Origin of the sequence: Bacillus sp. 16GRE42 (genome assembly GCF_019837435.1) — a bacterium.
Lineage (GTDB): Bacteria > Bacillota > Bacilli > Bacillales > Bacillaceae_G > Bacillus_A > Bacillus_A wiedmannii.
The window spans coordinates 58,464-72,080 of sequence record NZ_JADAXF010000001.1; the positions used below are offsets into that span (position 1 = coordinate 58,464).

The window sequence follows — 13,617 nt, forward strand, 5'->3', positions numbered from 1 at the left end:
ATAATTGATTATAAAAACGAAAATATGCAATTTTAATTATATAAATATAACGCATTTAATTATTATTTAAATCATTAAAAGTAGTTGACTCTCACACAATGTCATTGTTTAAGATGAAGTTGAGCTTCGAAGTAGATGTAATTCATAGGAGGAAAACATGTTTAAAATAGGGGATTTTTCAAAACTATCTTCCATTAGTATACGTATGTTGAGACACTACGATAAAGTGGAATTATTACAGCCAGTAAAAGTCGATGAACAAAGTGGATATCGATATTATTCAGCAGCCCAATTAAAGAAAGTAAATCAAATTCAAACATTAAAAGATATGGGGTTTAATATTGCTACTATTAAAGAAATAGTAGAGAGCGATAATATGGAAGTAATAAAATTACAATTTGAAAATCGTAGTGCTCAAATAAAGGATGAAATGGATGACCTCCAAAAACAATTACGTCTTCTCGAAGCCTCAATGAAAACGATGAGAGAGGATGTTGTTGAGATGAACTATCATGTTTCAATAAAAGAAATTCCAGAAAGAAATGTAGCTAGTGTTAGAAAGGTTATTCCATCTTATAATCGCGAAGGGGATTTATGGGGTATATTAATGCAAGAAATACAAATGAAAAATATTAGCATTGCCCATCCGAGTTATAGTATTGCAGTTTTCCATGATCGTGAATACAAAGAAAATGATGTAGATGTAGAAATACAGCTAAGTATTTTAGGGAAGCACGAAAAGACAAAAGACGTTACATTTAAAAATATTGAATCAACTAATGTAGCTTCCATAACGGTTAATGGAAGTTATGAACAAATGACAGCTGTAAATGAGGCTGCAGCAAAATGGATTGAGACAGAAGGTTACGAATTAGCAGGTCCAATGTATAATATTTATCATGTGAGCCCAGCGATGGAATCGGATCCTAATAAGTGGGTTACAGAAGTTTGTTATCCAGTTAAATGATGATAAAGAAAAAAGGCATATAATTAATGCCTTTTTTCTTTATGGGTACCGTCAGGGAAATGTTACAATGCTAAACCTTTTTTTCTGACGATTCTCCCGTTTTTAATAATGTTAAGAAAGTTTCAGTGGCCTTAAAGAATCTAATGAGATCACTTTCTCTGAATTAAAATGGTATTCTCCTAGCAAATTAATATGTTCCCAGCAAAAAGGTGACATATGGTGCAAGATTACGGTTATGGCGGGTGTAAACCAACCAGAACGTGATCTTATCCGTATGCGGTAGCGTGAAGGAATTGAACTGGCTAAGAAAGAAGGAAAGTTTAAAGGTCGGTTAAAGAAGTACCATAAACATCATGCAGTAAAGCTTAATAAAGAGGGAGATATGACTGTAAATCAAATTTGTGAAATTACAAATGTGTCTAGGTTCTCATTATATAGAAAGCTATCGGAAAGGAACAGTTGATGAGTTATACTAAAAATAGGAAATATTACAATAGAAAATAAATTTCATATAGAGGTGGAATTATATGCCTAAAATTGACAATATGTTAGCAATTCTATGGATGCTTCGTTCAGGTGAAAAAATTACTGCAAAACAAATTTCAGAAAAGTTAGAGATGAATATAAGGACTGTGTATCGTTATATTGATACAATTTCAACAAGTGGCGTACCTATCATTTCAGAACCAGGACATAACGGTGGATACACTTTATTGAACAATTTTATTGAGGCTCCTCTTTTTTTTGATTTTGAGGAGCAAACTGCACTATTTCACGCTGCTGTTTTTGCAGAAGAAGCGGGATATTATGGAGGTGAAGCACTAAATAGGGCCATTTCAAAACTAAGTAAATACTCAAATCAAGAGCAGGAAACAAAGATAAACCAACATTTAGCTAGTCTTGAAGTAATAAGTCGATTAAGTTCGCTCTCTATGGAACCTTTTTTGAAGGAGTTGGAGCAGGCGGTAGCTGACGGGTACTCAGTAAAAATTATTTACCATAAAAGTGGTGAAAAGCAATTAAATTATAGATTGGTCGATCCGTACAAAATTATCTATTGGAATAATAAGTGGTATGTGATTGGATTTTGTCATCTTAGGAATGATATCCGTAGTTTCAGAGTAGATCGAATTGAAAGTCTAATGCTAACAGAAAATAAGTTTAACCGACCATAAAATTTTTCAGCACGTGACTTTTTTATAAAAGGTCTTCTTCCAACTATAGAAGATAAGGAAGGGACTATTTCTTTGGTTATTAATGGGGATAAAAGTGTATTGGCTGATATTTGCCAACATTGGTTTTTAGGACATTATTTACAAGAACGGACTTCAAATCAAGCAGTTTTTCTTCTTGAAAAAGATATAATACATACATATGTACCTTATTTACTTTTGCCGTACAATAAATCTATTAAAGTTATTGAGCCAATAAGTCTTAAGAAAAGACTTATTGAAGTTCTTTCAGAATTAATAAAATTTCATCAAGTAATATAACTTCCCTGACGTTAACTGTCAGGGAAGTTATATTATAATAGCTATATAAATTGTGATTGGAGTGTTATTGGATGCAAACAAAAAAAGTATTTCTATATGTATTTAACACAATGTCGGACTGGGAATATGGATATTTAATTGCAGAATTAAACTCAGGAAGATATTTTAAAAAAGATTTAGCACCTTTAAAAGTAATTACAGTAGGAGCTAATAAAGAAATGATTACTACTATGGGAGGACTGAGTATAAAACCAGATATTTCCCTTGATGAATGTACTCTTGAGAGTAAAGATCTTTTAATTTTACCAGGAGGGACTACTTGGAGTGAAGAAATTCATCAACCGATCTTGGAAACAATTGGCCAAGCTTTAAAGCTTGGTACTATTGTTGCTGCAATTTGTGGTGCAACTGAGGGCCTCGCGAATATGGGATACTTAGATACTAGAAAGCATACAAGTAATAACTTAGAATATACTAAAATGGTATGTCCTAACTATAAAGGAGAAAAATTCTATGAGTCGGAATCTGCGGTATCTGATACGAATTTAGTTACTGCATCAGGAATAGCTCCTCTGGAATTTGCAATGGAGGTACTGAAAAAAATAGATGTATTTACACCAGATGCATTACATTCATGGTATAACCTAAATAAGACTCATAAACCTGAATACTTCTTCAAGTTAATGAATTCAATAAATAAATGAAGTAACTGAAAAGCTCAATTTCTCTATTTTGATTTGTAGAGAAGTTGGGCTTTTTAATTTGGAATTTTCTTATCGTTGTAAATTCGTATTTTCCTGACGCTACCCTTTTATCAACTTATCCGTAAATATCAAGAGAAATTACTTCTTGATTCGATTCGTCAACTACTGTCAAAATTTTATTTAAAAATGTACAAAATGAGCGGAGTGTAATGGATATTTTCGTTCTTCAATTTCAATTAACCAATCATACATAATTATCTTTCCATCCATAGTAACTTTTTTCGATCGTATTGATCAATCATTACACCAACTAAAGGGCCGAATAAAACAATTGGCAAATTAATAGTAAATAAAGAACTCATAATTACAGCTGAACCGGTTAATTGATAGGCAATCCAAGGCAATGCAAAAGTATATAGTGAATCTCCAATTCGTGAAATGAGTAAACCAAAAATGAAAATCTTGTATTCTTTTGAGAAAGTTGTCTTAATGGTAAGCCTGCGTTCTAGTATAAATTTCACAACTGTTTGAACCACCTTTATTATAGAGGAATTTGAAAATCATCCGTCCAATACTTGTTATATATAGAATTCTGTAATTTTTAGATGAATCCTACTTTTTATAGGTATTTTTAAAATCTAAAGGAGGAAATAAAAATGAGGGCAGTATTATGAAAAAGATTTAATTGCGAACAGGATGGGGAGAAAATTCATTAACAAAGTATAGACATTCGTGGAAAGAAACAGTACCTGAGTATATAGCGCAAAACCTACTTGATGCTGTGTGTTGGATTGAAGATAATTTAAATACATAATAAAATTATAGTAAACTATTTTATTCAAAGGTCGTTAGGAGGGAAAATATTGATACATATAGATAAGAATGTGCGAACAGCTGGTGCGTATGTAATATATAAGAATTTATTTGTTTTTCAAGGTGATACATTAGGTGTAGTAAGGCTCGGAGGACATAAAGAAGGGGATGAAACAGCAGTAGAAACAGCTAAAAGAGAAGTGAAAGAAGAAGCTACTATCGATATTGCTATATTGAGTTCACCAATTACATATTATAAAGAGAATTGGAATGCAAAATCAAAGAAAGTAAAAGTAGAAAATGAAGTCAATCCAATTTTAATTATTGATAGTCCAGATGAAACTTTATCTATTATGTATATGGCACATGCAGAAAATGAACCAACTCCATCCTCTGAAACGAACGGGCTCTTATTACTTTCAGTAAGTGATATTAGGCTAATTTGTAGTAAAAAAATAACACTAAACGATTATATTAAGCAAGATGGAATAGCTGTATTGAAAGAAAAAATGAATAAAGAGTTAATCTTACAACCTTTTCCACAACTTATGTTTTTAGCAGGAATTTTAAAAGAGGATCCTTTATTACTGCAGCAGTTTCTAAATTAGCAACAAAAGCCACCTTAATAAGGGGCTTTTGTTTTAAATAATTTAATGGTATGTGTATCCTCCATCAGGAAACAATACATTGCCTGTAGTAAAACTATTTTGCATTAAATATAGAACAGTATGTGCAATTTCATCATTATGCCCAGGCCTCTTTAGAAGAGAAAGAGATTTATAAGCTTCATAAGCAGCTAGTCTATTTTCGTTTTGTTCATTTTCCCTCCGTATCGTTCCAGGGGAAACAACATTAACTCTTATAGGAGCTATTTCAACAGCTAAAGCTTTCCCTAAACTCTCAATAGCACCATTACAAGCTCCATAAGCAGGTGCCCCTTTAAGCGGTTTTTGACTAAATGCACCGGACATTAATACGATAGATCCGGAGTCTGAAAGAAAAGGAATTGCATATTTTACGGCATAATATTGTGGCCAAAACTTGCCGATAAAGCTGCTTTCAGCAATATCATCAGTAGCGGTTATAGGTCCAAGTGTGTAAGAGGCTCCTGGTGTGAACAAGTGATCAAAATTCCCAACTTTCTTGAAAAAATCTTGTAATTGGTTTTTATTTTGGTTATCCAATACATAAGTTTGAAGATGAAGGTTATTTATTACTTCTTGAGCAATCATTAATTTTTCAGTCGAACGCCCTGCAATAATAACATGTGCTCCTTGTTCAATTGCTTGTTTTGCTGTTGCAAACCCAATACCAGAACTCCCACCAATGATAACGATACGGCTACCTTTTAATGTAGTAATAGACATATTTAAGCCACTCCTTTAATAAAAACGTTAAAATAAAACTATTATTTCTTTATTATTCGCTAAAAGATAGCAAGTGAAAAGTACGCACTTTTTATGTACATAGTCGCATATTTCGTACTAATCACTATTCATGCGGATATGCAATGTGAAAAAAGATTTGTGATGTCAGAGGAGAGGTGTGAAAAATGGATTTACAAGAACCGAAGTTAAAAGGAGTAATAGCGACATTACAAATAATTGGTGGGAAATGGAAACCACTTATTTTGTTTATATTATTAACAGACGGAACAAAACGGTTTGGTGAATTAAAGCGATTAATACCAGATATATCTCAAGGGACGTTAGCGAAGCAATTGCGTGAATTAGAGCAAGATCAACTAATAAAACGAGAAATTTATCAAGAAATACCACCTAAAGTGGAATATAGTTTATCTGAACATGGAAAAACAGTAAGTACTGTGTTAGATAGCATGTGTGGTTGGGGAAGAAGACATTTAGAATATATTAATGAAGATGAACTGTAAATATATTATGTAAACTGAAATGTATAAAGCTGCTATTTCGATAATTTGTATTTTATAATATACTGAATTAAATGATGTTATCGTACATATTTTCTTTTAATTGTAGTGGGATGAATTTATGTATTACTCGAAGTAAGTAGTCGTTTGGGATTGAAAGATGCGTACCAGATATAAAAGGAGATTAATAAGAATATAAACTATGAGTCTATTTCGATGATGATCAGGATTAAACATTTCATGCACATTAACAAAGGGGAAATAATGAAATGAACGAATTAGAGTACAAAAACTTTTATGATAAAGTAGGAAGATTAAATGGATGGGATTTTAGTAAAATAAAATGTGAAACTGTAGGAGATACATGGGACTTTTATGGAGAGGTAAAAGAAAGATGCAAGCAATCACATATATTACTTGATGTTGGTACAGGTGGAGGAGAGAATGTACTTAACATAGCATCTTCGGCTAAATTGTTAATTGGAATAGATAATTCTAACGGAATGATAGAAACAGCACATTCTAACTTGAAAAAATCAGGTGTACAAAATGTTGAGTTTCTTCAAATGGATTCTGAAGCTTTAGTGTTTCCGCATGCGCATTTTGATATAGCTTCAAGTTGTCATGCACCGTTTATAGCATCTGAATTAGCAAAAGTAATGAAAAAAGGTGCTATTTTCTTAACACAACAAGTTAGCGAACATGATAAATTGAACTTGAAAGAAGCATTTGGAAGAGGGCAATGCTTAGGCGAAAAAGATGGAATTTTAAAAGAAAAGTATATGAGGGAACTTATTCATGCAGGATTTGAATTCGTGCAAGTACGTGAATATAATATTACTGATTATTACAGTACGCCTGAAGATCTTATTTTCTTGTTAAAACATACGCCTATTATTCCTAGATTTGGAGAAGAGGAAGAGGATTTTACTATTTTACAAAAGTTCATTGATGCAAATAGTTCTGAAAAAGGGATTCGTACGAATTCAAAAAGGTTTATGATTATTGCTGTTAAATTATAATGTGTTATAGATTAAAAGCTGCTTTTCTTTAAAAAAAGCAGCTTTTTGTGTGGAAAAGAAGGTTATACAAGATGGTCTTCATTACTAGAGATTGGAGTTAAGGACCTGGGTATAGAAATAAATTATAAAGTCTGCTGGCATGCGAGAGGTACAACAACGGTTAATATTGTAAGAGGTATGCATAAGGACGAAACATTGGGATTATCCGAAAGTTATAGTAGAAGAAATAAGAAAACATCGGTAAAGTTAAATCCAAAAGGTTGATTTTTGTAATATATAAAAATCAACCTTTTGGAGCGTATGTAATATAGAAATAACGTATAGAGTAAGTAAGATTTTTACTTACAGTTTTATTTTTTAGCAGGTGTATTTCCCATCGCGATAGAAATTCTATTCCAACTATTAATTTGATTAATAATCAAGACAAGGTCAATATATTGTTTTTCATCATAATGTTCACATACTCGTTTGTATAGGGAATCAGGAACTCTTTTAGTAGGAATTAGTGTAATATGTTCAGCTAGTTCAATAGCGACCTTTTCTTCTTCTGTATAAAAAGTACATTCATCCCAAGTGCTTAAGCAATAAATCCTTTGTTCAGTTTCTCCCATTTTTCGCGCATCAGATGTATGTAAATCTAAGCAGTAAGCACAACCATTGATCTGAGAAACTCTAATTTTAATAAGCTCTCTAGTCATTCGATTAATCGTTGATTGCTTTGTGTACTTTTCCATGTCCATCATAATTTTCATAGCATCAGGTGCAGCATCATAGTAAGAAATTCTTTGGTTCACAAAACATCACTCCTTTAGCTTAAGATATTGTTCATTATATCTTGATATGGTCGTTTATACCAATTATTTGAACTATAGCGCAAAACGCTTGAAGTTAAAATTTTATTGCATTAGCCGGAAATGTTAGCGTAACTGCTCTAATACAAAAGTATTATTTTGTTAATTGAAGTTTCAATCTCCAGATGGATTCTTCCTGTTAGTTTTTGAAATACAATACTAATAGATATTATGAATTTGGAGGTTTATTACAATGATTACACATATATCAGATATAAAACTACAAACGGTTTCCATAGAAGGGGTAAAACAAGTTTATAAGGACATATTATCTTTTCCAATAAAAAAAGAAACAGCATCATTTATTCAATTTGAAGTAACACCTTATACAACAATTAGTTTTCAAGAAGTATATGAACCAATTGCACCTGCTCACTTTGCTTTTGAGATTCCATATTCAAAATTTCTTGAAACAGTAAGATGGCTAAAGGATTCTGGATTACTCATTGTGAAATGGCAAAATGGAAATGTAATTGGTGAAGAGAATGGTTTATACAATGTATACTTTAAAGACGGGGATGGGAATCTACTCGAAATTATCGCACATAGTTATGTTAAAGAAGATGTATTAGTACCGCAGTCCCCTTTAAATATTTTATATGTAAGGGAAATCGGACTTCCTGTTAAAAGTGTACCTGTATTTACAGAATGGTTAAAATCCAATCTAAATATGAAAACGATGAAAGATGGGGATATTTTCAACTTTGTTATAGGTGGCACTGCATACATCGTTGCAACTTGGTGGCAGCGACCTTGGATCCCGATTGCGATGAAAGCTTTACCACCAAAAGTACACGTATCTTTCGGAACAACAGATCAAGCATTTTTACAGCAAATCCAAATTAACTTTAAGAAAAATAGTGTCCCATTTCAATGTAAACATAATGAAGTATCATTTATTGAGCAGGGATATGCATTTTCAATTGTGCATACACCAAATTTCCCTTCCGATATTCCTAGTAAATTAAACTTACCACTTTCTATTTAAGGATAGAAAGTGGTAAGTTTTTTATATTTTCGTGGAGAAGGGTTTCAGCATAATTACACTGAATTTATAGGGGAGTATAATGTGTCAGCTTAATTTACAGTAAGGAGAGAAATGAATTGAATTTAGGAAATCCGATAGCTAAAGGGAATACAGCAGAAATCTATCTCTATGATACTAAGGTTGTAAAATTATTTAATGAATATCTGCCTGATACAGAGTCTATGAATGAAGCAAAAAAACAAAAATATGCTTATTCATGTGGACTATCAGTTCCGAACGTATTTGAAGTGACAAAGATAAAAAATAGACAGGCAATTATTATGGAATACGTAAAAGGTGACAGTATGGGGGATCTCCTGCTTAATAATCTAAATGAGGCAGAGCATTACATAAATATTTGTGTTAATGAACAAAAAAAGATTCATGCCATACGTGTGAATACGGATGAAATGGAAGCGATGGGGGAAAGGTTAGAGCGTCAAATTAAATATGTACATAAATTGGATGAAAAACAAAAGGAAAGTATATTGAATAAGTTATATTCAATCAAATTTGAACCTAGATTATGCCATGGTGATTTCCATCCATCTAATCTAATTTTGAGTGAAAAGAATGTAAATATTATAGACTGGGTAGATGCTAGTTCTGGTGATATTCGCGCAGATGTATTTCGAACATATTTATTGTATGCTCAGACTTCTTTAGAATTAGCTGAAATGTATTTACAAATATATTGCCGTAATACCGATTTAACAAGAGATGAGATCTTTCAATGGGCTCCTATTATGATTGCAGCTAGATTTTCTGAAAAAGTATCACCGCAAAATGAAGTGTATTTGAAAAGATTATTGAATCAGTATTTATAAGTCATAAAAAATGTTGTCAGCTAATTAATAAACGCTGTTGTTTAACTAAAGTTTCCTTGTAGTTAAACAACAGCATTTTTAAACATTGATATAGGTATACTTATTTTCAATCTTCATCCTATAAAGGTTCATTATCCGTACTTGTTCCTCAGTTAATTCTTCCTTATTCCAATACATATGCATTAAGCTATATTCAAAAATCTCCTTTAATTTAATAAATAATGGAAACTTGTCTATCATTTCTTTAGGTAGTTCATTTTCCTCTTGATACCCTTCAAATAGTGCTTTTGTAATAGAATGCTCATAGTCAATGATATTTCCATTTCCAGCAAATGAATATTCAATCGCACTATAAATAGGAACTGCTAAATCGAATATGTAAAAATGTTTTTCGCAGTCTTGAAAATCAATCATTGTTATGTTTGAATTGTTTTCAACTAAAATATTTTCTAACCATAAATCTCCGTGAATTAAGCCGTAATTTGAAATGGATTTTTGTAGCTCTTTTATAGAAGTTAAAACGTCTGATGCAATTTCTCTTATAGTAGTTTCTTCTTTAGGGATATACTTAAGAAAATTATATTCTTCATTTTCATACCAGTCGTTTATATGTTTAACTGGATTAGTCTTTTCAAAGCTTTTAGAAATACGATGTAATTTTCCAATTTGTTTACCAAGCTTTTTAAATATATTAGAATCCCATTCGTACTTTGGTAAATGTATACCAGGCGCAGCTTTATATAATACGGCAAAAATCTCTTTATCTAATGTTAACTTTTCTACAAAATTTCCTTGCAATGAAGGGATGATTGGTGGAACAGCTAAACCGTTTTGGTATAAAAAATTCGTATATGTAACTTCTTCTAATTGTTCTTCATACGTTTTATAGTTTGTAATTCTAATGAAGTATGCACCTTGTTCTGTGAGACATTTATACATTTCATTTGTTATTGGTGTAATGTTAATAAAATTCAAAGGATATAGTTTATTTATTAATTGAAGTATTTCTTTTTCTAGCTCGTTCATTGTAACGTCCTTTCCAAACTTTAATTTTTTACTAGAGAACTAAAAGATTCGTAATTTACAACATTCGTGTTTTATTTTTGATATCCTTTAAAATGAAGCATGAAGTAATGAATGGCTCATGTTATAAAACACAAGAAATATCAAAAGAAAGAAACGAATCTCTTTTATACTTTTATATAAGGAGTGAAGGAAATGAATGCACATATACAGCAGATGATTGATTGGATTGAGAGCAATTTAAAAGAAGAATTTTCATTAAATGAATTATCGCGTTATATGGGTTATTCTCCGTATTACTGTTCTTTTAGATTTCACCAAGTAACAGGCATTAGTGTTAGGCGCTATATTCTTTTAAGAAGACTATATTTATCTACGGAGGATTTGAAGAATAATAGAAAGATAATAGATATTGCATTAGATTATGATTATTCTTCGCAAGAGGCTTATAGTAGAGCTTTCAAGACTGTTTTTGGAATGAATCCAAGAGAATATCAACTTAACAACATGCCTATTCAATCATTTGTTAAACTCAATATAAATAAAGAAGGGGAGTTTAAAATGAATATTTCTAGAAAATTTGAGGTTGAGCAGTTACGTAGCAATAATAATGAGTTGTTTGATAAAGATGTATTAAACATATTGAATGGTCAAATGATGTATGAAGAATTTAAAACGGAGAAGCTAATGGGTGAGTCTGATTATGCCCCATTTAACGAAGCGATGTGTGTAAACACGGCTACTACACAAGTTTTTAATGAAGAATTTATTAAAACAAGAGCAGAAGGACATAATAGTTCAGTAGAAAGTTATACAAAAAAAGTTATAGATCCGTTAGAAAATCTTTTTACGAAAAAGTATAAATGCATTGTTTTATGGTTTGGTGAAGATATGTTCTGCCAAATGAACTTACTTACCATACTTTCATACTTAGAACAATCTTGTTATGAAGGGAAGGTATACTTAAATAGCTTCAGAGAAGATGAATTTAAAGTAAGTCAACTTGAACTGGAATTAGGAAATTATTCTTCTATATACGATGAAGTAGTAGTGAATCATAAAAAAACATCCTATAAAGTACCACCTGTAATCTATCAAGCTATAGACTTATATTTAAATATGTTAAAAGAAGATAATATCGTAGTAAAATTCATCTCTAAAAATAAAGATTTATCAACTCGAGAATTATTAACAAAGTTGTTTAAACTCTTTTCGACAATCGGATATGGTGATTCTCAGTACATAGAACTAATAAATAAAATAAAGAAGAAAGCTGAACCTAAAATATAGGAACAGCTTCTTTCTTACAATTGTTCAAATGACTCTAATTCGCCCTCTACAAATAACATTAGTTCTTTAATTGTTTCACCAGAAAAATCAAAATGAATTCCAGCTGCTTCATATACTTCCGTTAAAGATCTAGAGCTACCTAATGATAAAGCCTTTTTATAATTTTCTATTGCTTGTTTAGGATTTTCTTTATATTGTTTATACATTTGTAACGCACCAAGTTGTGCCATAGCATATTCGATGTAATAGAATGGTATTTCGAATATGTGTAGTACAGGTAACCAACCAGTTGCAATCCAATTTTCATACCCTTCAATATTTACGACGTTCGATTGGTAAGTGTTATGTAATTCTAAATACTTTGCATTTCTTTCTTTAGCAGTATGATTAGGATTCTCATACATCCAATGTTGGAATTGATCAACGATAAGCATTTGTGGTAAGTACTTAACAATATCTATAAAGAAATCTAATTTTGCTTTTATAAATTCTTCAGTATTCTCATAAAATGTATCCCAATACTCCATCGAAAATAATTCCATTGTCATGCTAGCGAGTTCTGCTGATTCAGAAGGGATTTCCAAATATTTTTGAAGTTCTAACTGCTTCATACATTCATTATGAATACTATGACCCATTTCATGGAGGAAAGTAGTAACATCATAATGTGTATGATTGAGATTCATAAAAACGAAAGATAATCGAGAAGCAGGTAAATATTCGCAAAATCCTCCTGGTCCTTTTCCTTTACGACTTTCTAAATCTAAGCAATTATTTTTACACATACGGTCCAGTAACCTAGAAAATTCGGGATCTAGTTTGTGTAAAATATGAGAACTTTTTTCGATTAATTCACTGGCGTCTTCGATAGGTTTTAATGCTTTTTGATTTGGTGCGGTTGCTTTTAGATCCCATGGACGAAGACTATCTACTTGAAGTTCAGATGTTTTCTCATTAAATATTTTATTGATAAGTGGTACTACGTATTTACGAATAGATTCAGCAAGTTCATAGCAATCCTCAGGTGTATAATCAAAACGTTCATGTTTTTTAAACATATAATCACGATAATTATCTAATTGAATGTTTTTTGCTTTTTGGTGACGTATTACGATTAATTCATTTAATATCTGTTGTAATGTATCTTCAACAGATAAGAATGTTTCAGAAATGAGTGTTTTCGCTTTTTTTCGTATATTACGATCCGGATCTTGTAAGTAAGACTGTAGTTCAGTAATTGTTTTTTCTTCACCGTCCCATAGTGCAGTTAAACCACCTGTAATTTCGAAGTACTCGGTTACTAGTTTGTCTTCGTCTACTTCTAAATCAATGTTCTTTTCACAAAATAAAGTCTGCGCATTCTTTATTTTTTTATCTAGTAAGCTATACGTTTTTGGATCAAGTTCCATTCGAAAAGGGGACTCTAAATATTTATTATCAAATGAATTTTGATAACGTTTCAAAAGAGGCCTGACAAATTGTTGGTCATATTCAAAAGTATCTTTTATTTTTTTATTATCTGTACTACATTGAAAGGCGATATAGTGAGATGTTAATTGTTCTTCAATTTCCCAAATGAATGTAGATTGTTTTTTTAACCAATTTTCGAGTTCTAGTTTTGAAGAAATCACTTCATTTTCTAAAGTAGAAAGAGTGTTTTCTAATTCTAGAACGTTACTAATATCAATCGTATTTAAGCGCTGCATGACATA

The 13,617-nt window shown here is 31.3% G+C and carries 13 protein-coding genes and 4 pseudogenes; 12 read left to right on the forward strand and 5 right to left on the reverse strand.

Going from position 1 to position 13,617, the window contains the following annotated elements; all coding sequences use genetic code 11:
- Positions 1–157: 157 nt before the first annotated feature.
- The 4 genes and pseudogenes from ILS93_RS00265 (at position 158) to ILS93_RS00280 (ending at position 3,164) form a co-directional block, all read left to right on the forward strand.
- Positions 158–967: a MerR family transcriptional regulator gene (locus ILS93_RS00265; protein ID WP_098111713.1), complete on the forward strand. Its 810-nt coding sequence runs from the start codon at positions 158–160 to the stop codon at positions 965–967.
- Between the two features lie 226 nt (positions 968–1,193).
- A pseudogene (locus ILS93_RS00270) lies at positions 1,194–1,430 on the forward strand (helix-turn-helix domain-containing protein); the annotation flags it as partial.
- 64 nt (positions 1,431–1,494) lie between these two features.
- Positions 1,495–2,460 (forward strand): annotated as a pseudogene (locus ILS93_RS00275) (helix-turn-helix transcriptional regulator).
- A 71-nt stretch (positions 2,461–2,531) separates the two neighbouring features.
- The gene (locus ILS93_RS00280; protein ID WP_064475313.1) at positions 2,532–3,164 is read left to right on the forward strand and encodes a type 1 glutamine amidotransferase family protein; all 633 of its coding nucleotides are present in this window, start codon (positions 2,532–2,534) and stop codon (positions 3,162–3,164) included.
- A gap of 269 nt (positions 3,165–3,433) precedes the next feature.
- Here the strand turns inward: ILS93_RS00280 and ILS93_RS00285 are convergent.
- A pseudogene (locus tag ILS93_RS00285) lies at positions 3,434–3,685 on the reverse strand (MFS transporter); the annotation flags it as partial.
- Between the two features lie 164 nt (positions 3,686–3,849).
- Here ILS93_RS00285 and ILS93_RS00290 point away from each other — a divergent pair.
- Complete coding sequence (locus ILS93_RS00290; RefSeq protein ID WP_255449769.1) at positions 3,850–3,978, forward strand: hypothetical protein; 129 nt, start codon at positions 3,850–3,852, stop codon at positions 3,976–3,978.
- 49 nt (positions 3,979–4,027) lie between these two features.
- Positions 4,028–4,585: an NUDIX domain-containing protein gene (locus ILS93_RS00295; RefSeq protein ID WP_222659568.1), complete on the forward strand. Its 558-nt coding sequence runs from the start codon at positions 4,028–4,030 to the stop codon at positions 4,583–4,585.
- A gap of 42 nt (positions 4,586–4,627) precedes the next feature.
- On the opposite strand, the gene ILS93_RS00300 is transcribed toward ILS93_RS00295, so the two are convergent.
- Complete coding sequence (locus ILS93_RS00300; protein ID WP_088047090.1) at positions 4,628–5,344, reverse strand: SDR family oxidoreductase; 717 nt, start codon at positions 5,342–5,344, stop codon at positions 4,628–4,630.
- A 185-nt stretch (positions 5,345–5,529) separates the two neighbouring features.
- On the opposite strand from ILS93_RS00300, the gene ILS93_RS00305 reads away from it, so the two are divergent.
- The 3 genes and pseudogenes from ILS93_RS00305 to ILS93_RS00315 all read left to right on the forward strand — a co-directional run.
- Positions 5,530–5,868, forward strand: a complete 339-nt coding sequence (locus ILS93_RS00305) for a winged helix-turn-helix transcriptional regulator (RefSeq protein ID WP_064469748.1) — start codon at positions 5,530–5,532, stop codon at positions 5,866–5,868.
- Positions 5,869–6,134: 266 nt separating this feature from the next.
- Positions 6,135–6,887 carry a class I SAM-dependent methyltransferase gene (locus tag ILS93_RS00310; RefSeq protein ID WP_064475315.1) on the forward strand — a complete coding sequence of 251 codons (753 nt, stop codon included), beginning with the start codon at positions 6,135–6,137 and terminating at the stop codon, positions 6,885–6,887.
- A gap of 42 nt (positions 6,888–6,929) precedes the next feature.
- Positions 6,930–7,097, forward strand: a pseudogene (locus tag ILS93_RS00315) (alpha/beta hydrolase); the annotation flags it as partial.
- Positions 7,098–7,237: 140 nt separating this feature from the next.
- Here ILS93_RS00315 and ILS93_RS00320 read toward each other — a convergent pair.
- Positions 7,238–7,681 (reverse strand): carboxymuconolactone decarboxylase family protein, encoded by a 444-nt coding sequence (locus tag ILS93_RS00320; protein ID WP_064469746.1) that lies wholly within the window; start codon positions 7,679–7,681, stop codon positions 7,238–7,240.
- Positions 7,682–7,931: 250 nt separating this feature from the next.
- Between ILS93_RS00320 and ILS93_RS00325 the strand changes: the two genes are divergently transcribed.
- Positions 7,932–8,726, forward strand: coding sequence for a VOC family protein (locus ILS93_RS00325; RefSeq protein ID WP_064475318.1), 795 nt, complete (start codon positions 7,932–7,934; stop codon positions 8,724–8,726).
- Positions 8,727–8,842: 116 nt separating this feature from the next.
- Complete coding sequence (locus tag ILS93_RS00330) at positions 8,843–9,592, forward strand: aminoglycoside phosphotransferase family protein (RefSeq protein WP_222659570.1); 750 nt, start codon at positions 8,843–8,845, stop codon at positions 9,590–9,592.
- Positions 9,593–9,670: 78 nt separating this feature from the next.
- Here the strand turns inward: ILS93_RS00330 and ILS93_RS00335 are convergent, their stop codons facing one another.
- Positions 9,671–10,618 carry a phosphotransferase enzyme family protein gene (locus tag ILS93_RS00335; RefSeq protein WP_222659572.1) on the reverse strand — a complete coding sequence of 316 codons (948 nt, stop codon included), beginning with the start codon at positions 10,616–10,618 and terminating at the stop codon, positions 9,671–9,673.
- Positions 10,619–10,810: 192 nt separating this feature from the next.
- On the opposite strand from ILS93_RS00335, the gene ILS93_RS00340 reads away from it, so the two are divergent.
- Positions 10,811–11,905, forward strand: coding sequence for a helix-turn-helix domain-containing protein (locus tag ILS93_RS00340; protein ID WP_222659575.1), 1,095 nt, complete (start codon positions 10,811–10,813; stop codon positions 11,903–11,905).
- 14 nt (positions 11,906–11,919) lie between these two features.
- Here the strand turns inward: ILS93_RS00340 and ILS93_RS00345 are convergent, their stop codons facing one another.
- A complete protein-coding gene (locus tag ILS93_RS00345) occupies positions 11,920–13,611 on the reverse strand; it encodes a M3 family oligoendopeptidase (RefSeq protein ID WP_222659577.1) in 1,692 nt (563 codons plus the stop codon).
- Positions 13,612–13,617: the final 6 nt, after the last annotated feature.